We start from the raw sequence: 26,268 nt of genomic DNA, 5'->3' as shown, positions 1-26,268 counted from the left end.
TGTTCAGAAATATGCCAGATGTGAAGCCAGGAAAAACGCACCAACCAGACCGGTAATGGTAGCTATTGTTCCCAGGAAACATCGTTTGGCCAGTACAATGTTTCCGGTAAAAAATATTAGCCCCAGCTTGAAAATGAGATTGGCAATTACTCCGAGCGTAATTGCGATCACAACTTCGATGATTTCCAGTTGACCCATCTCGTACAAACGTAAGCTGCTCAGTGTGATCGCATCCACGTTGGTTAGCCCGGAAATAATGGCTACAGCATATAATCCGCTATTGCCGGCGATCTCTGATAACCAGCCGGAAAGAAACAATACCGCCGCGTAAAGCAGGCCAAATCTTACGGCGATCGAGATTTCTGTCGGATTTTTGGTATCCGGCATTGGAACAGCCTGCTGCTGGCTAAATTCACGCCACCTGAATACTGAAGCGATTAACCCCAAAAAAAGACCGCCTCCCAGAATGGGCGTAAGGTAGGGAAAAATAGTTGGAGAAATGATTTCGGTAATCAATGCAAGCCTGACCAGTACAACCAAATTGGCCAGTAAAATTACAATAACTGCCGTATTGATCAGATCAGGCTTATCTCCGTTATGGCGCGTAAACACCATCGTGGTAGCCGTACTGGAAACCAGTCCTCCCAGCACACCCAGCAGAACAGCACCATGACGCTGACCGACGAAACGTAATGCAATATAGCCAGCCAGGCTAATGCCAGAGATCAGTACGATCATCAGCCATATCTGATAAGGATTGAATGCGTTGAAGGGACCATAATCCTTATCAGGCAAAATAGGCAGGATAATGAAGCTGAGTACCGCGAATTGCAGTATCGAAATCAGATCCTTCCGGCTCAGGTTTTGTGAAATTCCCTGAAGCTCGGTTTTAAAATAAAGCAGTATGGTTGTGATAATGGCAAGCATAACCGCCAGTATGGATTCTTCATACCATACCAAAGCTCCTAATCCGTAGCAGATCAGTATCGCAGCAATTGTAGTAGTACCTGGATCCTTCTGTTTTTCCCGTTTATCCTGGTAGGACGAAATCATCATGATTCCGGTTAGCAACAATCCGCTGATTAGCAGCCATGGTGTTTGCACCTTATCCGATAGTACGGCGGCCAGCGTGCCGAACATGGCCACCAGGGCAAAAGTGCGTAACCCCGCTTTGGCTGCTGGATGTCGTTCACGCTCCAGACCGATGAGCAAGCCAATCGCCATGCTGGTGGCAAATTCAACCAGATAAACCCGTTCATGTTCAGGAAAAAATAGTTCATCCATATTGTGCGCAACCAGATCCAAACCAGTGTTCAAGTAGTAACTGCATACGGGTGCTTCCGTTATATTCGTTTAGCTGCACCCGGTAGACAGCGTCAATCTCGGCTGGCAAACGTTCAGTATGAAAAAATAGAATGCCATCGTATATCTGACTGGTGCCAGCTTTGCGCAGTTTCAGTTTCAAATGTTTTTCTCCTACAATTCGCTGATTTTCAACCCGGAAGCGGCCGTTGAAACTGGGTTCAGGAAAACCTTGTCCCCAGACTTGATTGGTCAGATATTGTGCCAGTTCCAGAGTCAGATCTCTTTCTTCCAGTTCACCATCGGTTTCAATTACTTGTATCAAATCGACAGGCGTCAGCAGTGACTGTGCAACTTGCTCGAATACCGCGCGAAACTGCTCAAAATGCTGTGCATGTACTGTCAGACCAGCAGCCATAGCATGGCCACCAAATTTGACGATCAATCCCGGGTGACGTTTTGTAACCAGATCCAGTGCATCGCGCAAATGCAAGCCCGGAATTGATCTACCAGAACCTTTGATTTCCCCATTATTTCCCTGCGCAAATACGATAACCGGTCGATGCAATCTGTCTTTGACGCGCGATGCAATCAGGCCGACAACACCCTGATGCCAATCTGAATCGTACAAACACAGACTGTAAACAGGGTGCACCCTGTTATTGGTAGGCGCATTGATCTGATCAAGTGTATTTATTACTCCTTCGAGCTTGCTCATCGCTTCATCCCGCATGCCTGCCTCGATTTCACGACGTTGGCGATTCAGTTCATCCAGCTTGCTGGCCAGATGCAGAGCACGGAATTCATCTTCAGCCAGTAAACATTCTATTCCCAGCGACATATCATCCAGCCGTCCGGCAGCATTCAATCTGGGAGCAAGAATAAACCCGAGCTCATAAGTGGTGACGCGGCTGAAATCACGCCCGGCCATCTTGAACAAGGCATGAATACCAGCACAGCAATGGCCGCTGCGGATTCGTTGCAATCCCTGTTGTACCAGGATGCGATTGGTTCCTTCCAGCCTGACTACATCAGCAACGGTGCCCAATGCCACCAAATCAAGCAGGTTGGCCAGATTGGGCTCTTTGCCTGTCGCAATGAAGGATCCTCGTTCACGCAGTTCTGCCCGTAATGCCAGCATTACGTAAAAAATCACACCCACCCCGGCAATATGCTTATCAGGAAAATCACATCCTGGCTGGTTGGGATTAACGATAACTGCTGCCTCTGGCAGTTGATCCCCAGGCAAATGATGATCAGTGATGAATACCTGCATACCCAGCCGGTTTGCTTCCGCAACACCCTCCACGCTGGCAATGCCGTTATCCACCGTGATCAGGATTGCGGGAGGAGGATTGCAATTTGCTGCCAGCTGCACGATTTCCGGTGTCAGCCCATAGCCGTATTCAAAACGATTGGGTACGAGATAGTCCACCATTGCACCAAACTGGCGTAATGCACGCAAGGCGACTGCACAAGCAGTTGCGCCATCTGTATCGTAATCAGCAATTACAAGTAAACGCTTTTTTGCTGCAATAGCATCGGCCAGCAAAACTGCAATTTGCCTGATGTTTTTCAGTTGCTGAAATGATGCCATGCGGGAAAAGGTGGTATCGAGCTGGCTCGGGTTTTCTATACCACGTGCAGCAAAAATGCGAGCAAGTACTGGTGGTAAGCCATGTGCGCTGAGTGTTTCGTACGCAGGGGAAGGAAATTTGCGGATAGTAATATTGGTCATGGCCAATATTTTATCACTGGGTTGCAATAAGCCGGTTTGAAGAAATAATCTGTAGGTTGAAGGAGATGAACGTTGTTATCCCAATACGGGTGGGAAAATGAGTAAAAGGAACAGGAGTATTTTGATTGCGGATAAATTACCGCAGACAATACTCCTGTTTTCCTATCAGATACTCACTTCGGTGCAACTACGCCTGATTCACCAGTTGCTTTAGCAGCGCGTAATACCGGATAGAATTGGGTGTAAACCATATCTGTTTTGGCATTATCCTTATGACAGGCAGCGCATTCAGCCGTAGGGAGGTTTTTAGCTGCAGTAACCAGCGGCGTACCGGGCACATAGAAAATGTAGAAAGCCCAGTTTCCTGGTTCATCTGGAAAGCGTTGTGAATCCTTGACTGATGCTTCCAGGCCGATATAGTCCCCCATGAAATAGCCATTACCGCTGCCCGGGCCTTTGCGGTCGCCAACGCTGATCAGTTCTTTTACAGTCATGGCGCCATCTCTGAACTCCCCTGTTTTTTTCCAGTGGGCATAGCTTTCAGGATCAACGTAAACGGTTCTAATTTCGGTAAAGGGTGCTTTTCCGTCATTCAGTTCGTCAGGTGTCACCTGAGTACCGACCATCACCCATTCACGATAATCTTTGGGTAACAGCAGCTCTCCCTTGTCATTAAATTCGGCCATACCTGCTGCCAGTGTGCTGCTGGCCATTACGGCAGAGAAAATCAGGCCACTCAAGCTACCTGCCAGTTGTTTTTTAAAGTTCATAAGGGTCTCCTTTTAGTTGATGTTGATAGCATAATTATTTCATGCCCGCCCGAGAATATGCTTACCTGGCCGGCAGGTGCGGCGCAGTTTACGCCAGATTTGTCGTGAACAGGTTTGCCAGCGCAACACCAGGATCCGGTGCGCGCATGAATGTTTCCCCGATCAGAAAAGTGTGGATGTGATGAGATAGCATCATCTCTACATCAGCTGGTGTACGAATGCCACTTTCAGTAACGATAATTCGTCCGGATGGGATATGTTTGACCAGCTGCAAGGTCGTATCCAGCGTGGTTTCAAACGTTTTCAGGTTACGATTGTTGATCCCGATCAATGGTGTAGACAATTGTAACGCGAGATCAAGCTCGTCTGCGTTATGCACTTCGACCAGTACGGCCATGCCCAGTTCTTGCGCAATGGTTTCCAGTCTGCGCATGCGTTCGAGTACACTGTCACCTCGATTGACAGTGGAATCATGCTGAAAAACTGGTGAAAAAAAGGCTGCAACGATCAGCAGAATACAATCGGCACCCATTGCACGTGTTTCGTAGATCTGATATTCGTCTAGTATGAAATCCTTGCGCAGTACCGGTAAATCACAAGCAGTGCGTGCCTGCCGTAAAAAATCAGTATTACCCATGAAGAACTGCTCATCCGTCAGCACGGATAGACAGGCCGCCCCGTTTCTGGCGTAACTGGCTGCAATGTCTGCCGGGATGAAATCTTCCGGGATCGGATTTTGCCCGGATAAATTTCCTACATGCCCTGATCCAGAAACATTTTGTGACTCTGCTTGCCCACGCAACAAGCCCTTGCTTGGGCTGGCCCGTTTGATCTCTGCAATGACAGCGGCGTGATTTTGATTAATCCGGCTGCGTATGGCGTGGAGAAAATCACGCGGAGCGGGTACTGTCTGTGCTTCGTCATGAATTTTATCCAGTGATTTTTGTGTTTGGGCAGATGAAATCTCTTGCTTTTTTACGGCGAGGATACGATCAAGAATATCTGACATGCAAAACTGATTAATGGGTTAACTGATTGGAGAATTTGATCAATGCCTGCATTTTTTCTTTGGCAGCACCACTGGCCAGCTTGTCACGGGCAATTTCAACCCCTTCGATCCAGGAATCAGCTTTTCCAGCGACATAAATTGCTGCGCCTGCATTGAGCAGAACAATATCTCTGGCAGGCCCGGGATGATTATCCAGCACAGACAGAAGCATTACTCGTGCATCGTCCGTACTATTTACCTGCAGAGATTCTATTGCGGTACGCTCCAATCCGAAATCTTCCGGTTGCACCGTGTATTCCCGGATTTCGCCCTCTTTGAGTTCAGCAATTTTGGTTGGGCCGGAAATGGTAATTTCATCCAGTCCATCGCTGCCATGGACGATCATTGCGTGCTGGCTTCCCAGCCGGAGCAAGGCCTGTGCCAATGTACCGGTCAGTTCTTCATTGAATACACCCAGCAACTGGTTTTTAGCACCTGCAGGATTGGTTAACGGCCCCAGGATATTGAATAACGTGCGCACACCCAGCTCCCGACGAACGGGGGCCGCATGTTTCATGGCATGATGAAAATTAGGAGCAAACATAAAACCGATGCCAACTTCGGTAATGGATTGGGCAATCTGGTCAGGCGTCTGATTGAGATGGATGCCGATTGCTTCCAGTACATCTGCACTGCCCGCTTTGCTCGAAACAGAACGTCCGCCGTGTTTGGCCACTTGTGCATCTGCAGCAGCAGCCACAAAGGCAGAAGCTGTTGAAATATTGAAGGTATTGCGTCCATCTCCACCGGTACCGCAGGTATCGACCAGATTGGCTGAATCGGTCACTTCAATATGCAAAGCCAGTTCACGCATGACTTGTGCTGCTGCAGTAATTTCACCGATGCTCTCGCGCTTCATGCGTAAGCCTGTAATTAGGGCAGCCGTCATTGCCGGTGAAACATTTCCTGACATGATTGCGCGCATCAGCTCAACCATTTCCTCATAAGGCGTTTCACGCTGCTCCAGGATTCGGGTAAGAATGGCTTGTGGTTTCACGCTTCGCACAGTTTTGATGAGTGGTCTTGAATATGATGATCGCGCAGAAAATTTTCGAGTAACTGATGACCATGTTCACTTAAAACCGATTCCGGGTGAAACTGTACACCTTCGACTGGCAGCGTGCGGTGTCGCACGCCCATAATTTCACCTTCTTCGGTCCAGGCGGAGATAGCAAGACAGTCAGGTATACTTGATCGTTCGATAACCAGTGAATGATAACGGGTTGCCATGAACGGACTGGCGATTCCCTGAAAAACACCTTGACCATCATGGAAAACCGGCGATGTTTTACCATGCATGACTTTTTCGGCACGTACAATCCGCCCACCGAAAGCCTGACCGATACTTTGATGCCCAAGACATACACCCAATATGGGAATTTTTCCACTAAACCGGTTGATCAATTCCATAGAAACACCCGCTTCATCCGGCGTGCATGGGCCTGGTGAAATGACGATGCCGGCTGGATTCAACTGCTGAACTGTATCCAGCGAAATTTCATCGTTTCGAACAACCGTAATTTCCTCACCGAGTTCACCCAGATATTGCACCAGGTTGTAGGTAAAGGAATCGTAATTATCAATCATCAGCAACATGGCGAGTACAATCTTATTTAATATCCGGGAAAAATTGCTGTACAGAGAATCAATGCGGGAAAATGACCATAATCTTTCTACTCAGGTATTTTCGCCCAGGTCGCACGAAAGGTAAACCTGATATATGAAAATTTCTACAGATACTTCATCTTCCGAGCGAATACACCGGAAAAACAGATCCAGATATAAACCGAAATCATTTCTGGCGCTAATCCTGCTTGGATTCTCAATTGTTGGCTTGCCGCTGATCAGCGCGCTGATATACAGCGCCATACGCATTGATCAATTATCCGAACAAAGCAGGTACAACGTTTATCAGGCGACCCAAATTACCAATGGTACCGGGGTTATCATTGGCGAAATCATGGCGATGGAACGTAGTGTGCAACATGCGCTGGTGCTGGATGATGCAACCCTGCTGGAAGGCTATTTCATTGCGCATACCAAGTTTGAAAACATTACCAATCACTTGTCCATTATTTCTATTTATCCGGAACAACAGCTTCCACTGGAAAAGCTGCGGTTACTGGAAACCGGAATTTTTCGGGAAATACTGGATCTGAAAGAACACCCGCAGAATTTACAGTATCTGCTTGAACGTTTCGCTGCTTTGCTCGACCTTGCCCAGGAATTTTCAATCAACAGTTTTCGCATGATCGGGCAAAGTGTCGGTAATGTAAGTGAAATTGCCACACAAACCCGCTCACTGGTTGAATGGGAGTTGCTGATTCTAGTCCCATTGGTTATTTTTCTTGCGCTGGTTTTTTCCGTATTTATTGCCCGTCCCGTCCGCCAGATTGATGAAGCAATTGCTCAAATGGGGCGTGGTAATCTTTCCCGGCCAATCCATGTCAACGGGCCGCAAAACCTCACCTACATTGGAGAACGTCTGGACTGGCTGCGGCAGCGCCTGCTCAAGCTGGAAAACCAGAAAATACAGTTCTTTCGCCATATTTCCCATGAACTGAAAACACCCCTGACGGCGATTCGGGAAGGTGCTGATCTTTTGGCTGAGGGGGTGACGGGCAATCTCAACCGGAAACAACAGCTCATTGCTGGGATTCTTCATACCAGCAGCATACAATTGCAAAAAAGAATAGAAGATTTGCTTAATTTCAGCGCGCTCCAGGCAGAGATCATAACGCTTGCCAAACAGAATGTTAATCTGGAAAAAATGATAAATTCAGTTATCCAAGCGCAAAATCTTTCCATCCTGAGCAAAAATCTTACAATTAACCTGAATTGCCCGGCGTTATTTCTGGAGTGTGACAAGCAGAAGCTGGACATCATGCTTGATAATCTGCTTTCCAATGCTGTCAAATTTTCTTCGGCATATGGTCACATCGAAATTACTGCTTTGTGTCATGAAAACAAGGTGCAGATCGACATTATGGATTCTGGCCCGGGTGTTGATAATGCTGATGGAGATCGGATATTTGAGCCGTTCTACCAGGGGCGCAATACGCCTGAAAATCATGCCAAGGGCACGGGCCTCGGCCTGGCGATTGCGAAGGAATATGCCGTTGCACATGGAGGAAATATCGAACTTGTTCGGGATACCGGAAAATGTGGCGCACATTTTCGATTAACAATGCCCACCAACAGTTCTGAATCCACATCATGAAAACAATTTGTAAATTATTGACAGGGCTGATTTTAATCACGGCCCTTTCCGGATGTATGCGTACACTTGTTCAGCCGGTACATCAGCCATCCGAACATACGGAAACCCGGATTATCCAGGAACCGGATGATCTGGGTGAGCTAATGCGTTACTACAGCTCACTACAAGATAAATCCAGATCAGAGCTCATCGAAGAGTATCAGTACGCCAACAGTCATTATCGCGACAGTATCGATGCACACCAACGACTCAAATTATTGATACTGTTGTTGTTGCCCGATACCGGTTTTCAAAGTACGCGAGCCGCACTGGATCTAATGGAAAATCCTCCGGAGCAGATCGAAACGACTCCCGCTACGACTGCTTTTAAAAACTTACTGGTATTATTACTTAAGCAACAACGAGCAGCGAATTTCAAAATACAGAATCTGTCTATGAAGTTACGGACAACAGAGGCAGAAGTAAAAACACTGCAAGATAAGATCAATGCAATTAAAAATATTGAAAAACACTTCATGCGCAAAAGTGCATTCTGATTAATTAGTTGGCTAAATGATGCAAAGTAAAAAAATTCTTCTGGTGGATGATGATCCGGATTTGCTTGAACTGCTTTCCATTCGCCTGACAGCAGCCGGGTATGGAACGGTTCCTGCCGACAGTGCCGAAGCGGCCATTAATTATCTCGACATATCACGCCCGCATCTTGTCATTAGTGACATACAGATGAGCGGCATGGATGGTATGGCATTGTTCGAGCATATCCATCGTCATATTCCAACGCTCCCGGTCATTATTCTGACCGCGTTCGGTACCATCCCAGATGCTGTAGCGGCGACGCAGCGCGGGATTTTCGGTTATCTCACAAAACCCTACAATCCTAAAATTCTGCTGAGCCAGGTTGAGCGTGCAATTGATCTGGCGCCTGCTGTAGATACAATCGCTAGCAAAGTGCCTGCTCCGACGTGGCGCAAAGCGATCATTACTCGCAGTGCGCTCATGGAAGATCTGCTGGCCAAAGTGGATCGCGTCGCGCAGGGAGATGCCAGTGTGCTGCTGTCCGGTGAAAGCGGGGTTGGCAAGGAATTGTTTGCTCGTGCCATTCATCAGGCATCCAAACGCTGTGAGCAGCCATTCATCACCATTAATTGTGCCGCCATTCCTGAACAACTCCTGGAGTCTGAGCTGTTCGGTCATGCCAAGGGTGCATTTACCGGGGCAGTCCGGGAGCATAAAGGGCTGTTCCAGTTGGCAGAGGGGGGTAGCCTGTTTCTGGACGAAATTGGTGATATGCCTTTGCTGCTGCAGGCAAAACTGTTGCACGCACTACAAGAGAGGGTTATCCGGCCGGTTGGATCAGCTCAGAGCATCCCGATTGATGTACGTATCATTTCTGCCACGCATAAAGATCTGAAATCGGAGATCCAGGCAGGAAATTTCCGTGAAGATCTGTATTACCGGCTTTTTGTGGTGGGGTTGACAATTCCCTCACTTGCCCAGCGCGGTGAAGACATTCCTCTGCTGGCCAATCATTTTCTGCGTGTATTTGCCGAGAAGCACCAAAAGGATGTCAATGGTTTTTCTCCGGAAGCAATCAGTTTTCTGCTAGCATCTTCCTGGCCGGGCAATATACGCCAGCTGATGAATGTTATCGAACAAAGTATCGTCATGAGTGCGGTTCCTCTCATCTCCAGCGAACTGGTCCGCGATGCCATGCACAAGGATGAAGAGCAGATGATCTCGTTTGAGGAGGCCCGCAAACAGTTTGAAAGAGATTATCTCGTCAAGGTGCTGAAAATAACTGCCGGAAATGTAACCCAGGCGGCCAGGCTGGCCAAGCGCAACCGCACCGAGTTTTACAAACTGCTGCAACGACACCAGTTGGATTTCACACTCTATAAATCCTTGCAGGAAAAGATCTGATTTCCCGTTTATTTCACTAAAGGCGGGAATTTCGCAATGATTTCAATGATGACACCTTCCCGCAGTACTTTCAGGGGCAGCCAGGTACCCGGTGCCTGGCGTTTAACCGCAGCAATCACATCGCTGCTTTCCTGAAGGGTGCTGCCAGCCATTTCAAGGATTACGTCTCCAGCCTGTAATCCGGCAGATTCAGCAATGCTCTGTTTTTCGACTTGCAACACGAGTGCTCCACCGGTTCTCTTGCTGAACTCAAAGCCGACACCCAAACGCTGCTGCAAAGGGGCGGCGGATGCCGATGTAAATGGCATCAGGCCAAATACTGCATCAGCATAACCTTCAACCAGTGGCTTGCAGGATCGATTGGTATCCCACGGCAGCAGTGTAGCAATTTTTTTTACACCCAGATCTTTTAGCTGGTGAGGTACACCAAAGCCTTTCAGTATATGGCCGGATCCCATGATGCCTACCACCAGCGGATTTTTGTGCTTGTCATAATTGCTGAGTACAGTATGAATCTCCTGTGCCATCGCCCGATCCCATAATTGCTGACTGACAACAAACCGCAGAAAATCGGGATCGTAAGTATTTGGTTTCTGAGCTTTTTCAGCAGATTTATGGGTTGGGCGACCATGTTGTGCATAAATGGGCAGCAAAAATTCCAGATATTCCGGTGCGGGAGGTACTGGTCGCGTAACGCCCTCCCGATCTTTTTCCGGTACACCATCGAATCCATTGGTGGTGACAGCCCGTCTCAGCGCAATATCAATGTTAAGAGCACGCATTGGAATGCGATTCATCCGCGCAAAGTGAAACAGCGGCAGATACAGGCTGGCATCCGTATTCCAAACTGATTGCCATTCAGATCGGGCCAGAAATTCGGATTCTGTCAGCTTTCCAGCCACCCATTGATCCAGAATTTTCTGTACCCGGCGCGGAAACATCTCAAAGCCGATTACCATGTCCGGGCGTGCAGCGTACAAAGTAGCCAGCATTTGCAGTTGCCAGCGATGATGTTCGGGATTAGCGTGCATCTCACCAAGTAACACCACTGATTTGTCCTTTACTGACGCCATTACGCTGGACAGTGTTGTTTCCCCTTTACCGGGAATTACCCAGCTTGCAACCGGAACACATTTGTCCGATGTGATCTGCTTACTGGCAGAAACTGTTTTTTTCTCTGAACTGGTTTGGGCGGCAAGATCAGAAATATTCACCATTCCTCCCAGCAACAGTAAACCGGGGATGACAAATTGCCGAGCGGACTTTAAATCAATCATTATCTTGTTATGTATTTTTAAGTATTTATACGAAAACCAATGTTTGGAAATATTCTCAACCCACCCACTTGCGGGCGTTCCTGAACATTTTTATCCAGGGAGCATCTTCCGGCCAATTGTCGGGGTGCCACGAATGCTGCACGGTGCGGAATATTCTTTCCGGATGCGGCATCAGGATGGTTACCCGGCCATCAGTTGAAGTCATGCCGGTAATACCAGCAGGCGAGCCATTGGGATTGAGCGGGTAAGTTTCTGTAAGTTCACCCCGGTTATTGACAAACTGCAGCGCGATATAGGGCTGTGCTGCGAGCAATTGCCCGTTATCGCGAAATACCGCCAACCCTTCACCATGCGCAACGGTGATGGGCAAGCGACTTTCGGCCATGCCATTAAAAAATAGAGAAGGGCTGTTCCCGATTTTAGCCATGACAAAACGTGCTTCAAACTGCTCGGAACGGTTACGCTCGAAACGAGGCCAATGAGTGGTTCCGGGAATGATAGCCTGCAGGTGGCTCATCATCTGACAACCATTGCATACTCCCAGCGTAAAGGTATCGGTACGGGTAAAGAAGGCAGCGAATTCATCTCGTGCCCGGGCATTGAACAAAATGGATTGTGCCCACCCCCGACCTGCACCCAGCACGTCACCGTAAGAGAATCCACCGCCGGCGACCAATCCCTTGTATTCGGTCAGTTTCACCCGTCCGGATAAAATGTCACTCATGTGGACATCTACGGTGTCGAATCCGGCACGATCAAAAGCAGCAGCCATTTCTACCTGGCCGTTTACTCCCTGTTCACGCAGAATAGCCACTGCGGGACGGTTGGCAAGGATGCCTGGCGCAGAAGCAGACTCATCCAGTGAAAACGTCAGGTGCACATGCAGCCCCGGATCATCTGCATCCAGAAGTCGATCAAATTCCTGTTGCGCGCATCCGGGATGATCACGCAGTTTTTGCATCTGAAAGCTGGTTTCCGACCAGATACGTTGTAGCGCCACACGTTTTTCCTGAAAGATCACCTTGCCGTCATACGTTAACTGGATGTCATCCTGACGATTCGGGTGGCCGATCAGGTGGTTAGCTTGTCCCAATCCTGCCTCCGCCAGAATAGTCATCACTGCAGCATGATGTTGGGTTTCAATCTGGATAACAGCGCCCAGTTCCTCGCTAAACAAAGTCGGCAGCATTTGTGCATCCACAGTATCAATTGGCCTGGAGATCAGTGTATCCAGTGCGATGCTGACACCACAATGCCCAGCAAATGCCATTTCACATAACGTGGTGAACAGCCCGCCATCAGAGCGATCGTGGTAGGCCAGCAGCAGCCCTTTGTCATTGAGTGTTTGAATCGCATTGAAAAAAGCTTTGAGTTGCTCCGGGCTTTCCAGATCAGGTGCGTCATTACCCGACTGTCCGTAAACCTGCGCCAGCGCTGATCCACCCAGCCGGTTCTTGCCGTTACCCAAATCAAGCAAAACCAGCTCGGTTTCACCTTTATCCAATCGCAGTTGCGGGGTAAGCGTTTTACGCACATCGGAAACTTTGGCAAATGCCGAAACAATCAGCGAAAGCGGAGCAATCACTTCCTTTGGTTGCGCATCATGCCAGTTGGTTTTCATCGACAATGAATCCTTGCCAACCGGAATGCTGATCCCCAGTTGCGGACATAGCTCCATCGCCACCGCATGCACGGCGTCATACAATGCGCTATCCTCACCCGGATGCCCGGCAGCCGCCATCCAGTTGGCAGATAAGCGGACGATTCCCAGATCAGCAATGACGGCAGCCGCCAGATTGGTAATCGCTTCTCCCACCGCCATGCGTGCGGAACTGGCAGCATTAATTACAGCCAACGGTGTACGTTCACCCAGCGCGAATGCTTCGCCCAGATACGTCTGAAAGCCCGAGGTGGTAACGGCGACGTCAGCTACTGGCACTTGCCACGGGCCAATCATCTGATCGCGTGCCGTCTGACCACCAACGGTGCGATCACCAATCGTAATCAGAAAGGATTTATTGGCCACTGCTGGCAAACGCAGAACGCGACTGGCCGCTTCCTGCAAGCGTATACCGGTTTTGTCCAGAGGAGCAGGGGCAGGGCGGATACGTTTTACATCGCGCACCATTTTGGGTGGCTTGCCCAGCAGTATGGATAAAGGAATATCCGCCGGATGAATGGCCGAATGTTCATCCGCCACAATCAGTTGCGGCTCTGTCAGTGCTTCACCGACAACAGCAAACGGGCAGCGCTCGCGTTCGCAAATTGCCTGGAATAGAGACAAGGATTGCGGATGAATGGCAAGCACATAACGCTCCTGTGCTTCATTGCACCAGATCTGCAGGGGCGACATGCCCGGTTCATCAGAGGGAACTGCACGTAGATCAAATTGGCCACCACGCTCTGCGCCATATACCAGCTCGGGCAAGGCATTGGAAAGTCCACCAGCACCCACATCGTGAATGGCCAGAATCGGATTGGGTTGTCCGCTGCGTGCCAGTTGCCAGCAGCGATCAATTACCTCTTGCGCACGCCGCTGCATTTCGGCATTACCCCGCTGTACCGAGTTGAAATCAAGCGCTTCTTCATTGGTGCCGGCATCCATACTGGATGCCGCACCACCACCCAATCCGATAGCCATGCCTGGGCCTCCCAGGTGGATCAGCAAAGTTCCTGGCGGGAAAGGTTCTTTGGCAGTGTGCAAGGCGGAAATCTGGCCGATGCCGCCTGCCAGCATGATAGGTTTGTGATAGCCGCGCATCTGGCCGCTGACTTCCACTTCATACGTGCGGAAATAACCTGCCAGATTGGGACGGCCGAATTCATTACTGAATGCCGCACCACCAATCGGGGCAGTCAACATAATGTCCAGTGCAGAGGCAATATGCCCCGGTTTGCCATAATCATTGGTCTCCCAGGGTTGGATGGCCTCAGGAATTCGCAGGTTAGATACACTGAATCCGGTTAGGCCAGCCTTGGGTTTCGCGCCAGATCCGGTGGCACCTTCATCGCGAATTTCGCCCCCTACGCCGGTTGCTGCACCTGGAAAAGGTGAAATGGCTGTCGGATGATTATGCGTCTCCACCTTGATTAACCAATGAGTCAGTTCCGGTTCGTATCTGTATGTATTGCCTTGCCCGGGGTAAAACCGCTCAACAGTTTCTCCTTCCAGAATGGCGGCGTTATCTGCGTAGGCAACAATGGTATGTTCAGGGTGGCGCTGATGCGTATGCCGGATCATGCCAAACAGTGAATGGGGTTGCTGCATGCCATCGATCACCCAGTCAGCATTAAAAATCTTGTGGCGACAATGCTCCGAGTTGGCCTGAGCAAACATCATCAGCTCAACATCAGTTGGATTACGCTGGATGCGAGTAAAATAATCCAGCAGATAATCGATTTCATCGGCGGACAGCGCTAGCCCCATTGCCCGATTGGCCTGCAACAGCGCATCTATTCCCTTGCCGGTTACATCAATTTCACCAAGTGTGCCTGGTTCAGCATGATGAAACAGAATGGTGGCTTCATCCAGTGCATGCAGTACCACTTCAGTCATGCGATCATGCAGACACGCTTCAATTTGCAGCAATTGCTCAGGCAGCAGTGTTGCCTGGTGACGAAGCCCAAAGGCAATACCACGTTCCAATCGCTCGATGTTATCTAAGCCGCAGCAATGCGCAATATCAGTTGCTTTAGACGACCACGGCGAAATGGTGCCGGGGCGAGGTACAACCAGCAACAGCTCGTCGTCCGGGGAAAGCGGTATTGTTACCTCATCGACATCGAGCAACTGTCGCAGCCGATTGGCTTCTTCCTGCGCTAAATCGTGCCGTATCTGGCAAAAATAGTGGTAATCAGCAGTAATACCGGAAACTTGCGGTACGATTGCCTGAATTGAATAAAACAAGCGTTCCAGACGAAAAGGAGAAAGCGCATTGCGCCCGTGAAATTGCAACATCAGGAATGTAGCCAATTAAATGAAAAGATATGATTTTACACGAGTAACCCATCGCCAGATTATTGTAGGATGATTAGGTTGGGGAAAAAACCAGAAACTGATCACATGAATCAATAGTTGCAGTTTTTCCGTTCATACGAAATTCAGAATATCTCTTATTAACCTTGACTTGGTTATTTCCATCTGTCATTTTTTATATATTCCTCAGAACCTGTTCAAGGTCTCGATCAAGGGATGCAGCGCAAGGCAAAATTGAACGAGAAAGCGGAGCATACTTAAAATATATGAGTATTTTGAGTTCAATTTCAACGCCGTAATGCGCCCTTCAAATACTTGCTTTTAGGAAGGAGGACAGCATGAAAAAGATACTACCCGCCGCTCTGTTGTATGTTGTGATGGTTTTACTCACAACTGCAGTATGTTTTGCAGGAAATAAAAGGGATGCTGCAGAAGGGCGCAATATCTGGTTCAACAGTACTTTTGGAGGTGAGCGTTTTTTTAGTCTTATCTTGCCTAATGCTCCCTTCAATTTCCAGATTGGCTTTGATCAGATGTTAACCTGGCCACGGGATAGTCGGTTTGATGAGTACGGGGTTATTAATGATCCAGACTGCACCCCGGGTGATGCGTCCACGGGCTATTTCGATCGATGTACAGATCCTGAGTCCGCTGGTGTCATAGGCGTGCGCAAATTTCCAAATCCATCAGGAGGGCCTCCGCTTATAGGGATCACCTGTGCCGCTTGTCATGCCGGGTTTGATCCGGTTCATCCTCCTTCAAATCCAAATAATCCACAAGAAAGAAACATTCATCCTACTGTCGGCAACCAGTATCTGCGGATTGACAGGCTTTTTAAGAGCCATCTTTCGCCGCACGACCCTCGCTATCAAATCTTTTCCAGCTGGGCTCTTGGTACTGTAGATACTACTTTACTGGAAAATGATCATATTAATAATCCGGGAATGATTACGCCGATCTGGTCACTACCCAATCGCCCATTTTTTGATGTGACCGCTGATGGTGAGCCTGCTCGTGTTCATCGTAACGGGCAGGGAGGAGAAGATGATATCGGCTGTGAACAGGCGGCACTTCGTGTCTATTTCAACATTGGTATGTGCGCTGCAGAATGCATGGTTGGGCATCTTGCCAACGGTCCTGACGGGAGCCAAACGCCCATTAACCTTGCAGAATGCAGACAGGTTTGCCCAGAGCTCCTGCAAGCAGAAGAGTCGGTAGGCAAGCTCTGCACGTTTTTACAAACGCCACGTGCCCCACACCTGGTGCGTGCCCCGCAAGGCGCACGTTATATCGATTGGAAAGTTGTAAGGAAGGGTAAGAAAGTCTTTTCTCAGGCATGCGAATCATGCCATTCCAATGGAGACCGTTCGCCAAGACGAAATGTTCTCTCTGACGATCTGGTTCATCCTTTTGCTGAGATTGGTACGAATAGCTGTCGTGCCCGTACGACTAACTGGATGGGTGGCCATATCTGGGCTGCATTTTCTTCAGATCAATATAAAGAACGGCCGACCGGCGGGCCAGGTTTTTACCGTGACATGCCTCTTGCAGGTATTTGGGCAACTGCTCCTTTCTTTCACAATAACAGGCTGGGCCAAAGCATCGGCGATCCGTCAGTGGCTGGTCGTATCACGGCATACGAGGATGCAATGGATCTGTTGCTGAATCCTGATAAACGAGATGAGCCTGGTTCGATCCTGCGCACGACTGATCTGGTACAACTGCCAACCCCATCTGGTGTCGTTACACTTCCCGCCGGAACTCCTATTGCTCAATTTGCGAGCCTTGATCCCGGTACTGGCAAAAATCTCTGCCCGGATCTCTCTGAAAATCAAGGGCACTACTTTGGAGCAGAACTATTGGATGAAGATAAATATGCGCTGATCGAATTTCTGAAGACCCGCTGATCTCGATTATTTTATGAGTTTCGTATATGAACGGTGTGATTACCCAGTCAACCATTACCTGCCCGCATTGCGGGCATAAAGAAACCGAGGAAATGCCAACCGATGCCTGTCAGTGGTATTACGAATGCAAATCGTGCCATACCCTGCTGCATCCATTGCCAGGTGATTGTTGTGTATTCTGTTCGTACGGTACCGCCGCATGCCCGCCCAAACAACGAAGCCAGTCTTGCTGTACCTGAGCGCATAATATGCGTATGGAGGTTGTGAGGCGGGGTTGTGAAGCGAAAGAAACAATCTGTTCTCAAGTTGCCAATTATTTTGGAGGAATTGCATGAAGAATGAAAAATCTTATGCCTGCAGCTGTTTTTGTGGCGCAGTTCAATTCACAGTTACTGGAGAACCCGCCGCTATGGGTTATTGCCATTGTGAATCATGCCGGCACTGGTCTGCGGGGCCGGTCAATGCGTTTACTTTGTGGCAGCCTGAGGCAGTCAAAATTACGCAGGGTGCTGACAACATTGGAACCTATAACAAGACGCTAGGAAGTTATCGTAAATGGTGTCAAACCTGTGGTGGCCATCTTTTTACAGATCATCCAGGCATGGGACTCATCGATGTTTATGCAGCATTACTACCCGGACTGCCTTATGCACCCCAAGTGCATGTGCATTATCAGGAAACGGTATTGCACATCAGAGACGGATTGCCAAAAATGAAAGATCTGCCAAAGGAGATGGGTGGGTCAGGCGAGAGTGTGGAAGAATAATATCAAGATGGGCTATATCATCGATAGCAACGTCGGGATAAATAAATACACGAGTAATCCTGCTCCTGATGAATAGCACGCTCGTCTGCACTACCGCCGAAATTCGCGAGATCGAATCGTTAGTACTGTCCATACCTAATCCACCGCCATTGATGGAGAAGGCGGGATTGGCAGCGGCAGAAATTGCCAAAACCCGATTGCTGGCAGGTAACCATCACCGGATATTGATTCTGGCCGGGCCGGGCAATAACGGCGGGGATGCGTTGGTGGTTGCGCGCCATTTGCATGGCTGGGGAAAACAGGTAACGTTGATCTTTACGGGTGAACCCGAGCGACTGTCACAGGATGCCAGACAGGCACTGAAACAATGGCAATCTACCGGTGAAACGATCCATCAGGACATTCCAGATGGCCAATGGGATGCTGTAATCGACGGCTTGTTTGGTATCGGTTTGAATGAAACCCGCCCGCCGGAAGAAAAATACCAGCAGCTCATTAATCAGATCAATCAACTCAGTCTGCCGGTGCTGGCGCTCGATATTCCCAGTGGTTTGCTGAGCGATTCCGGCCGTGTGTTGGAGGTTGCGGTCAGGGCAGCGATCACGGTTACTTTCATCGCACTCAAGCCAGGCTTGCTGACGCATGACGGCTGCGATTATTGCGGCGAAATTATTGTATGTGATCTGGAACTGGATACCGTCGCGCTGATTGCCCCGCACAACTGGTTGCTGGACAAAGCGAGCATCACTCCGAGATTGCCGCCCCCTCGACGAGCAAACAGCCATAAAGGGACTTACGGCAGGCTCGGTATTCTGGGCGGAGCCAGCGGCATGATTGGCGCGGCTCTGCTGGCCGGGCGTGCTGCACTCAATCTGGGAGCAGGACGAGTTTATCTGGGGTTGCTGACGCAGGAGGGTGTGCCGGTAGTTGATCCGACCCAACCCGAGTTGATGTTGCGTCCCCCTTCCGATTTTTTTGAGCTGGATTTTCTCGATTGCCTGGTGATCGGCCCCGGCCTGGGGAGGGAAATCGCCGCGTGCATTTATCTGGAACAAGCGCTGCAAACCAGCCTGCCATTGGTGCTGGATGCGGATGCACTTAACTTGATTGCTGCTTATACAGAGCTAAGCGACAGCCTCAAAGTACGCAAAGCCTCCACCATACTTACTCCTCACCCGGCGGAAGCCGCCCGTTTGCTGAGTACAAGCACTGTTAAAATACAGCACAACCGGCTGGAAGCCGCCCAAACCATTGTTCGACAGTTTAATTGTGCGGTTGTCCTGAAAGGTGCGGGCAGTATCTGTGCTTTTCCGGACGGACATTGCCATTTCAATATCAGCGGCAACCCCGGTTTAAGCACCGCCGGCACCGGTGATGTCTTGTCAGGTTTTCTGGGTGCGTTGCTGGTACAGGGGTTATCTCCGAAAAATGCACTGCTGCTGGCTGTCCATCTGCACGGTGCAGCAGCAGATGCGCTACTGGAACAGCAGCACGGTCCGGTCGGCATGACTGCGTCGGAAATTATTCCTGCTGCCCGCCACCTGCTCAATTGCTGGATCGATCAGAAAAACTCCGGTTACCGCTACACCCGGTTTGGCGGGCGATTTAAATCAAACAGCTAATGAAATGCGGATAATCAAGCTGAACAGCAATCTACTCAACTGGAATCATTGAGCCGCTACATGCCGCTGTGGTAAAGTGCCGTCAAACTGGCAACAGCCTTTGTTGCGCTTTACCCATCGGATTCCCTGTTTAGATTCTGTAGATCGCGCTTACTGATAGTGAAATAGCATGGCGGTAGCGTGCCTGAAACACGTTGAGATCAGTATCCCGCATACAACAACGCATTGTGGCGCTTGAAATTTTCGTGAAAAACGCGTTACAGTTTGTGCCGGGTGCTAACCAGATTTGCCAGCAGCAACCGGCAGTGATTTTGATTATCGCGGAGCTAACTTGTGCCAGTAAACGAAAATACTTAACCGATGCGTGAATTTTCAGCAACACCAATAGAAATGTTCGTCAGCCTCTGGCGCAGCCGCAGTCTGGTTCACGCTTCTGCCAAACGGGAAGTGCTGGGGCGCTATCGTGGCTCTGTTTTAGGATTGCTGTGATCCTTTTTCAATCCGATTTTCATGCTGGCTGTATACACTTTTGTATTCAGCGTGATATTCAAGGCGCGCTGGAATACCGGCAGTGATTCCAAAACCGAATTTGCCCTGGTGCTATTTGCCGGTTTAATTGTATTCAACCTGTTTGCCGAGTGCATTAATCGCGCTCCAGGGCTGATACTTTCCAACGTTAACTATGTCAAAAAAGTGGTTTTTCCACTGGAAATCCTACCCTTCGTCGCGCTACTTTCCGCCCTTTACCATGCATTGATCAGCCTGGTTGTTTGGCTCGTGGCCTACCTGGCCACGTTTGGTGTGCCGCACGTCACCCTGTTATTTCTACCGCTGGTCATCCTGCCGTTTTGTCTGTTCATCATGGGTTTAAGCTGGGCCCTGGCCTCACTGGGGGTGTTTTTGCGGGATGTATCTCAATTCATCGGTGTCCTCACCACGGTATTGATGTTCCTGAGCCCTATTTTTTACCCGGCAACTGCCTTGCCTGAAAACTACCGGCACTGGCTGTACCTGAACCCACTCACCCCGGTCGTCGAAATGGTTAGGGATGTCCTGTACTGGGGAAAAATACCTGAGTTCGCCATATTAGGACTCTACTGGCTGGCCACTGGCTTCATTGCCTGGCTGGGCTTTGCCTGGTTTCAGAAAACCAGAAAAGGATTTGCTGATGTTCTTTGATACCAATTCAATCTACCCATTGATATTGCTGGTGCTGGATCCATCAACTCGCCAACAGGCAATACACGAGCAGGCTCTGCGTACCAGAAGAATACGTTTATGAAACCATCCCTGTATCTTGCACAACAACGTTTTCACAATGAAGCTAGAACCGGAACTACGCGAAACTTTCATGGCAGAAGCTGTCAGCGAGGATCGACCAGCCTCCCAGGTCATGCGTGAGCTGATGCGCGGCTACATCAAGCAGCGCCGCCAGGCACGCTTTCCGGCACCCGCGAACTAATTACGCATGAAAGCTATCGTTCTAGTGTATGAAATTGACAGGGATAAGGTTGTGTTATGCATCTTCCCCAAGTTCACTTTGCAATAATTCTAGCTCTTCTAAGTTATTGAGCCAGGTTTCTTCCAGTTTTACTTGCTTTTGTAGCAAGTTGGTTTGCTGGCTTAGGTGTTGCTTGAGCTGATCTTTTTGCGGCTGCTCATAGAGACTACTATTAGCCAAGATGATTTCCAAAGCCTGTAGCTCTTTTTGAATGTTATCTAACTGCTTTTCTAATGTATCAGTGTGCTTGCGTAGTGGTGCCAGTTGTTTACGTAGTGCTGCGGCTGCTTGACGTTGTGCGCGGCGATCGACTTTATCGGGGCTGGCTGCATCGTTATTAGGACGCTGGCGCAAACGATAATCGTTGAGCCATTTGCTGTAATCTTCAAGATCGCCTGCAAACTCTCGCACATGGTCCTCAGCAACTAAGTACAACTCATCCATGGTACTTTTAATCAGATGGCGATCGTGAGACACTAGCAGCAGTGCGCCGGAGAAATCTTGTAAAGCCATACTCAATGCTTGTCGCATTTCCAAATCAAGGTGGTTGGTGGGCTCATCGAGCAGTAATAAATTAGGTTTACCCCACGCGATCAGCGCCAAAGCTAAGCGGGCTTTTTCACCACCGGAGAAATTGAGCACGGGTTCATCACAGCGCTTGCCGCGAAAATTAAAACCGCCGAGGAAATTACGCAAAACTTGCTCGCGCTCATCTTGAGCAATGCGTTGAAAATGCAGCAACGGGCTGGCTTTGGGATCAAGTGAGTCTAGTTGATGCTGGGCAAAGTAGCCAATCACTAAGTTTTCACCACAGGCAAGATCGCCTGCCAATAGCGGTAAATCACCCACAATACTTTTAATCAGAGTTGATTTGCCTGCACCGTTGGGGCCAAGCAAAGCAATCCGTGCGCCCGGGACTAATTGTAGCTTTACATTGCTTAAAACAGGCTGTCCCACGTTGTAGCCAAGCGCTGCTTCATTGAGATTCAGCAACGGTGTAGAGACTTTATCAGCCGCGCGGAAAATAAAGTCAAAAGGTGAATCAAAGTGTGCTGGCGCCAGCTCCTCCATGCGTTCCAGGGCCTTAACACGGCTTTGTGCCTGCCGTGCTTTACTGGCCTTGGCTTTAAAGCGTCGGATGAAGTCTTCCATATGCGCGCGCTGTGCTCTTTGTTTTTCGTGCGCTTGTTGTTGCTGCATAATACGTGCAGCACGGGCGCGTTCAAAGGCTGTATAGCCGCCGCAATATAGTGTTAGTTTTTGCTGATCAATATGGACAATATGACCGACCACTGCATCTAAAAAATCACGATCATGGGAAATCAGTAGTAAGGTGCCGGGATAGCTTTGCAACCAACTTTCCAACCATAAAATCGCATCGAGATCCAAGTGGTTAGTGGGCTCATCAAGTAATAGCAAGTCTGATGGGCACATTAACGCTTGTGCCAGATTTAAACGCATCCGCCAGCCACCGGAAAAGCTATTGACCTGATTTTCCATTTGTTCTTCCAGGAAACCCAAACCAGCTAATAATTTACGTGCGCGCGCGTCGGAAGTATAGGCATCAGCATTATCAAGTTCCGAGTACAAGCGGCCAAGCTCAACTCCATCTTGTCGTTGTTCAGCTTTGACCAGTTGCTGTTGAATATCGCGCAAGTAGCTATCACCATCGAGCACATAATCAATCGCATTACAATCAGGTGCATCGATTTCTTGACGCATATGGGCAATGCGCCAGTTCATCGGTAATACGCAATCGCCCGCATCAGGATGCAGTTCACCACGTAGCAGGGCAAATAAGCTAGATTTGCCGGCGCCATTGGCACCAATTAAGCCGACTTTATGCCCTGGGTGCAGGGTTAAATCTGCATTTTCCAGTAAGCGTAGAGGGCCACGTTGCAAGGTCAGTTCTAAGATTCTTATCATGGCGCGCAGTTTAGCAGTTTCGTGGCTGTTACCGATCCAGATTGATGGTCCGGATTTCCAGCAGCTTCTCCCGAACGGCTTGGATTCACCGTGTCACTCATGGGTGACCTGGTCAAGTAAAACCTAAAAACGAGCAACCCAGCAGATTGGGAAGCAATCCAATAAAATGCCGCTTTTACTCCCATCAAAACTCAAATGGCATCTGGATCAATAAATTTTTACCGTCTTTGCGAACGCCAGTGGCGTGAAGCAATCCAGTACTTTTGTTGTCATTACCTTTGCTGGATCGCCGCGCATCATACTGGGTTGCTTCACCCTTGCAGGTTCGCAAAGACCACAGGGATTGGAGCAATCCACATCATGCCCATAGGATCCGCACTGCGCGATGACAATAAAAATTGAGGAAAACTGCTTCTGTTTGCAGCAAAAAATGAGAGTGATTCTGAACGAAAGAATCTCGGATTACGATTTCAGGCCGAAGTTGTACGTGCTATAGATCGGGTGGTGCAGTACCCATCTCCATACCAAAAAATAGGTAGATATTCCTCCCGCAGATGCCCATACAACGAGCAATGCTATATACTAACAGTATCTGTCTGTTTTTATTGGAGAATCGTGATGTATACAGGTACTGTTTTTGAAAATAATCGTACTCAGGCTGTGCGTTTGCCGATAATGTGAAAAAGGTCTGGGTACGTAAACTGGGTAAAGAGCGAATCCTGACCCCGGTTGACCATGCCTGGGACAGCTTTTTTCTGGCGGAACAAGGCGTTTCAGAAGATTTTCTGTCTGAACGTGCCAGTCAGGAGCAGCAGGAGCGCGAGGTGTTTTGATGCTCAAATATATGCTGGATACGAACATCGCCATCTACGTTATCAAACGTCGGCCAATAGAAGCGCTGGTTACCTTTAACCGCTATGCAGACATGATGTGCGTAAGCGCTGTTACCGAAGCCGAGTTACTGCACGGCGCAGAAAAAAGCCAGCAGCGTGAGCACAACCTGCGACAGGTGGCTGATTTTTATCCCGTTTGGAAGTGCTGTCGTGTACCAGTAAAGCAGCCGGGCATTATGGTGATATGCGCGCTGATCTGGAGCGAAAAGGAAAGCCCATCGGCGTGAATGACTTGCACATCGCCGCCCATGCTCGCAGTGAAGATTTTATCCTGGTCAGCAATAACCTGCGTGAATTTGAACGAGTAGATGGTTTGCGTTTGGAAAATTGGATTACCTGATCGCTCTGTTGGATTGAAGATTGTTTGACATCCTTTTCTACCAAGTAACCTCAGATAACAACGCCGACAGAATGTAAAAATTACCGATTTCCTTTTCGTTACTGGCGGCGCTGGATTGCCGCGTCGGCCTGCGACCTCCTCGCAACGACGAAGTGGGCATAATGCAGATTACCCTGATTTCTGCCGTCTTTGCGACTGCGAATGAAGTGAAGCTGGAAGCAATCCAGTTAGTCGATTGCAGAGGCGCTGGATCGCCATGGCCTGATAGCCTCGCAAAGACGAGGTGTGATGCACTACAGCATCATTTATCAACCACCGTCATCCTATGCTTGATCCTCGTTTGGAATAGACGTATTTTAAGCGAGCAGGAAAAGGGATAGAGATCGGAGCCGTCATTGCGAAACGGCGCAGCTGGTGAAACAATCCAGTAAAATACCGCTTTACTCCCATTAAAACTCAAATGGCATCTGGATCAACAAATTTTTACCGTCTTTGCGAACGCCAGTGGCGTGAAGCAATCCATGCGATTGTGACAATGAAGGGAGTTGTTAGTCTTGTGTAGGCTACTAATGTTGTTGTTTCTGGATTGCTTCACCCTTGCGGGTTCGCAAAGACCGCAGAGGTTGAGGTGATCATATCGTGCCCGCTTTGTGTCCTTGCGAGGAGGTGTAGCCGACGCGGCAATCCAGTTCTCAGCCGGGCTTGCCCGATTTGCGCGCTGTGAGATCTTGCAGTGAGCCAGATATGTATTTATGAATAATACTGGAGACAAGCGTTTGATATGGGATGCCTTCTTCAATTGCTCTGGACTGAATAGCGACAAGATCCCTGTTCGATATGCGAATATTTATTCTCTTATCCTTCTTGAAGGTAAGATTGGCCGCAGCCTCAAGTTCTTTTCTGCGTGATTTGGTTAGCGTCGATTCGTACTTGCCGGACTCTACCGCATCAAGCAGCGTTTTCTCTTCCTGTGATAGTTTTTCTTTGTTCATATTTCACTTCCGAGGTATATCCTGGTGAATTTTCTGCTGGGGATAATTGTTTTAAGAAAAATCTCATCCTGGCTTTCCACGTAGGGCACCAGATAGACGTAATCGTGAATCTGGATCACAAATATACGTTGATTGGGGTAATCCGTAGTATTTGGATAGACGATTTCATCCAGCAGTCCTCCGTTCAGAATACTAAAGACAGCTTCTTCAAATGACTTGCCACGATCAATTATAAGCTGTTGATTCTTGTCAGGACTCCAGTTGAAGATTTTCATGAGTGTAATACTAGCACATATGTGTGCATTTTGTCATCAAATCGGGTGGAAATGGAATAACTGGATTGCCGTAGCCTGTAAAGACAGAGGTAGTCAAAAGAGGCGATTACGATAATTTCTCCACTTTGCCATTGATGATTTGATAGGTGGTATTTTCCGCGCAACCCCGGTGCTTTATTGCTCCCAGTTTTCATAACGTACTTGTACAAAATATAGCGGAGGGGTAACACCATGGTGTTCAACCTGGAACCGACTGGCGGGCTTGTATCGTACTGTCTTTATCGACAGACTCTCGCGGGAAATGCCACTCTGTGGCTGGCCGCGCTATTCAAGCGCCTTTAACCGTGCTGTTATAACGATGACAGAAACCGGCAACTTTGCACCCCTGCAACCATAATGGCGGGATGAAAGGGTGCGTAAATGCAGAAATCATTACTCTTCGAATACTTCTTCGATAGTTTGTGCTACCAGAATCCGCTCACCCCAGCGCAACAAAGTCTGCGAATCTGTAGATTTAATACGAGTCTGGGTAATTTCATCTATCGAACCAAATTTTCTCTCCAGCAGCCTCAAAAAAAATTCTACCTCACCCTCCAATCGTCCTTCCTGTCGTCCTTCACGGATACCTATCTGTTTGCCTTCCTCAATTCCCTGTTGTTTCCAGTCTTTGGTCCAATCTTTGACACGTTCTGAAAGCATGCTGTGTACCTCCTGTAAATCATGAATTTCATCGAAGCTGGTTTTGGGCATTCTGCCGGGTAAGAATACCCGTTTTAGCCAGACAGTAAATGCGCG

At 48.9% G+C, this 26,268-nt stretch carries 25 protein-coding genes; 13 read left to right on the top strand and 12 right to left on the bottom strand.

The genetic code is table 11. The features are described 5' to 3' along the window. Positions 1-3: 3 nt before the first annotated feature. The 6 genes from BM331_RS09090 to BM331_RS09065 form a co-directional block, all read right to left on the bottom strand. Positions 4-1,284, bottom strand: coding sequence for an MgtC/SapB family protein (locus BM331_RS09090; protein ID WP_074929043.1), 1,281 nt, complete (start codon positions 1,282-1,284; stop codon positions 4-6). Continuing rightward, on the bottom strand, positions 1,277-3,040 hold the full coding sequence (gene recJ, locus BM331_RS09085; RefSeq protein ID WP_074929042.1) for a single-stranded-DNA-specific exonuclease RecJ: 1,764 nt from the start codon (positions 3,038-3,040) through the stop codon (positions 1,277-1,279). The genes BM331_RS09090 and recJ overlap by 8 nt, the downstream gene beginning before the upstream one ends. Before the next feature lie 173 nt (positions 3,041-3,213). Continuing rightward, positions 3,214-3,810, bottom strand: coding sequence for a cytochrome P460 family protein (locus tag BM331_RS09080; RefSeq protein ID WP_074929041.1), 597 nt, complete (start codon positions 3,808-3,810; stop codon positions 3,214-3,216). Positions 3,811-3,898: 88 nt separating this feature from the next. Then, positions 3,899-4,819: an indole-3-glycerol phosphate synthase TrpC gene (locus BM331_RS09075; RefSeq protein ID WP_074929040.1), complete on the bottom strand. Its 921-nt coding sequence runs from the start codon at positions 4,817-4,819 to the stop codon at positions 3,899-3,901. 10 nt (positions 4,820-4,829) lie between these two features. Next, positions 4,830-5,855: an anthranilate phosphoribosyltransferase gene (gene trpD, locus BM331_RS09070; protein WP_074929039.1), complete on the bottom strand. Its 1,026-nt coding sequence runs from the start codon at positions 5,853-5,855 to the stop codon at positions 4,830-4,832. Then, positions 5,852-6,454: an anthranilate synthase component II gene (locus tag BM331_RS09065; RefSeq protein WP_074929038.1), complete on the bottom strand. Its 603-nt coding sequence runs from the start codon at positions 6,452-6,454 to the stop codon at positions 5,852-5,854. The genes trpD and BM331_RS09065 overlap by 4 nt, the downstream gene beginning before the upstream one ends. Positions 6,455-6,578: 124 nt before the next feature. Between BM331_RS09065 and BM331_RS09060 the strand changes: the two genes are divergently transcribed. From BM331_RS09060 to BM331_RS09050, 3 genes are read left to right on the top strand one after another with little or no spacing between them, the layout of a single operon-like run. Continuing rightward, positions 6,579-8,078 (top strand): HAMP domain-containing sensor histidine kinase, encoded by a 1,500-nt coding sequence (locus tag BM331_RS09060; RefSeq protein WP_074929037.1) that lies wholly within the window; start codon positions 6,579-6,581, stop codon positions 8,076-8,078. Positions 8,079-8,134: 56 nt separating this feature from the next. After that, complete coding sequence (locus BM331_RS09055; RefSeq protein ID WP_256214876.1) at positions 8,135-8,614, top strand: hypothetical protein; 480 nt, start codon at positions 8,135-8,137, stop codon at positions 8,612-8,614. 16 nt (positions 8,615-8,630) lie between these two features. After that, positions 8,631-9,998 carry a sigma 54-interacting transcriptional regulator gene (locus tag BM331_RS09050; protein ID WP_074929035.1) on the top strand — a complete coding sequence of 456 codons (1,368 nt, stop codon included), beginning with the start codon at positions 8,631-8,633 and terminating at the stop codon, positions 9,996-9,998. Positions 9,999-10,006: 8 nt separating this feature from the next. On the opposite strand, the gene BM331_RS09045 is transcribed toward BM331_RS09050, so the two are convergent. Beyond that, positions 10,007-11,275: a ChaN family lipoprotein gene (locus tag BM331_RS09045; RefSeq protein ID WP_256214875.1), complete on the bottom strand. Its 1,269-nt coding sequence runs from the start codon at positions 11,273-11,275 to the stop codon at positions 10,007-10,009. A gap of 55 nt (positions 11,276-11,330) precedes the next feature. Next, positions 11,331-15,233, bottom strand: a complete 3,903-nt coding sequence (gene purL, locus BM331_RS09040) for a phosphoribosylformylglycinamidine synthase (protein WP_074929034.1) — start codon at positions 15,231-15,233, stop codon at positions 11,331-11,333. Positions 15,234-15,589: 356 nt separating this feature from the next. Between purL and BM331_RS09035 the strand changes: the two genes are divergently transcribed. The 7 genes from BM331_RS09035 (at position 15,590) to BM331_RS09010 (ending at position 21,008) form a co-directional block, all read left to right on the top strand. Then, positions 15,590-17,158, top strand: a complete 1,569-nt coding sequence (locus tag BM331_RS09035; protein WP_074929033.1) for a c-type cytochrome — start codon at positions 15,590-15,592, stop codon at positions 17,156-17,158. 26 nt (positions 17,159-17,184) lie between these two features. Beyond that, the gene (locus BM331_RS12240) at positions 17,185-17,397 is read left to right on the top strand and encodes a GDCCVxC domain-containing (seleno)protein (protein WP_074929032.1); all 213 of its coding nucleotides are present in this window, start codon (positions 17,185-17,187) and stop codon (positions 17,395-17,397) included. Between the two features lie 92 nt (positions 17,398-17,489). Further along, on the top strand, positions 17,490-17,924 hold the full coding sequence (locus tag BM331_RS09025; RefSeq protein ID WP_074929031.1) for a GFA family protein: 435 nt from the start codon (positions 17,490-17,492) through the stop codon (positions 17,922-17,924). Positions 17,925-17,992: 68 nt separating this feature from the next. Beyond that, positions 17,993-19,546 carry a bifunctional ADP-dependent NAD(P)H-hydrate dehydratase/NAD(P)H-hydrate epimerase gene (locus BM331_RS09020; RefSeq protein ID WP_074929030.1) on the top strand — a complete coding sequence of 518 codons (1,554 nt, stop codon included), beginning with the start codon at positions 17,993-17,995 and terminating at the stop codon, positions 19,544-19,546. Between the two features lie 360 nt (positions 19,547-19,906). Continuing rightward, the gene (locus BM331_RS12235; RefSeq protein WP_256214874.1) at positions 19,907-20,035 is read left to right on the top strand and encodes a hypothetical protein; all 129 of its coding nucleotides are present in this window, start codon (positions 19,907-19,909) and stop codon (positions 20,033-20,035) included. A gap of 15 nt (positions 20,036-20,050) precedes the next feature. Further along, positions 20,051-20,725, top strand: a complete 675-nt coding sequence (locus BM331_RS09015) for an ABC transporter permease (protein ID WP_256214882.1) — start codon at positions 20,051-20,053, stop codon at positions 20,723-20,725. A 139-nt stretch (positions 20,726-20,864) separates the two neighbouring features. Next, positions 20,865-21,008: a hypothetical protein gene (locus BM331_RS09010; protein WP_218154577.1), complete on the top strand. Its 144-nt coding sequence runs from the start codon at positions 20,865-20,867 to the stop codon at positions 21,006-21,008. A gap of 54 nt (positions 21,009-21,062) precedes the next feature. Here the strand turns inward: BM331_RS09010 and BM331_RS09005 are convergent, their stop codons facing one another. Further along, positions 21,063-22,973, bottom strand: coding sequence for an ATP-binding cassette domain-containing protein (locus BM331_RS09005; protein WP_074929029.1), 1,911 nt, complete (start codon positions 22,971-22,973; stop codon positions 21,063-21,065). Positions 22,974-23,650: 677 nt separating this feature from the next. Here BM331_RS09005 and vapB point away from each other — a divergent pair. The 3 genes from vapB to BM331_RS12410 are packed head-to-tail and all read left to right on the top strand — an operon-like array spanning position 23,651 to position 24,206. Continuing rightward, complete coding sequence (vapB, locus tag BM331_RS09000) at positions 23,651-23,806, top strand: type II toxin-antitoxin system VapB family antitoxin (RefSeq protein WP_305728124.1); 156 nt, start codon at positions 23,651-23,653, stop codon at positions 23,804-23,806. Beyond that, the gene (locus BM331_RS08995) at positions 23,806-24,093 is read left to right on the top strand and encodes a PIN domain-containing protein (protein WP_305728123.1); all 288 of its coding nucleotides are present in this window, start codon (positions 23,806-23,808) and stop codon (positions 24,091-24,093) included. The genes vapB and BM331_RS08995 overlap by 1 nt, the downstream gene beginning before the upstream one ends. After that, on the top strand, positions 24,051-24,206 hold the full coding sequence (locus BM331_RS12410) for a PIN domain-containing protein (protein WP_371265353.1): 156 nt from the start codon (positions 24,051-24,053) through the stop codon (positions 24,204-24,206). Before BM331_RS08995 ends, BM331_RS12410 begins: the two co-directional genes overlap by 43 nt. 692 nt (positions 24,207-24,898) lie before the next feature. Here BM331_RS12410 and BM331_RS08990 read toward each other — a convergent pair. The 3 genes from BM331_RS08990 to BM331_RS08980 form a co-directional block, all read right to left on the bottom strand. After that, positions 24,899-25,198, bottom strand: a complete 300-nt coding sequence (locus tag BM331_RS08990) for a hypothetical protein (RefSeq protein ID WP_074929028.1) — start codon at positions 25,196-25,198, stop codon at positions 24,899-24,901. Continuing rightward, complete coding sequence (locus BM331_RS08985) at positions 25,195-25,473, bottom strand: BrnT family toxin (RefSeq protein WP_074929027.1); 279 nt, start codon at positions 25,471-25,473, stop codon at positions 25,195-25,197. Before BM331_RS08985 ends, BM331_RS08990 begins: the two co-directional genes overlap by 4 nt. A 432-nt stretch (positions 25,474-25,905) precedes the next feature. Then, positions 25,906-26,268, bottom strand: a 363-nt coding sequence (locus tag BM331_RS08980) for a DUF4351 domain-containing protein (RefSeq protein WP_143100952.1), incomplete at its 5' end; no start/stop codon positions are given.

Origin of the sequence: Nitrosomonas eutropha, from assembly GCF_900116685.1 — a bacterium.
GTDB classification, from domain to species: domain Bacteria; phylum Pseudomonadota; class Gammaproteobacteria; order Burkholderiales; family Nitrosomonadaceae; genus Nitrosomonas; species Nitrosomonas eutropha_A.
Note: the sequence above shows the minus strand (reverse complement) of the source record. Positions and strands in the feature narration are given on the sequence as shown.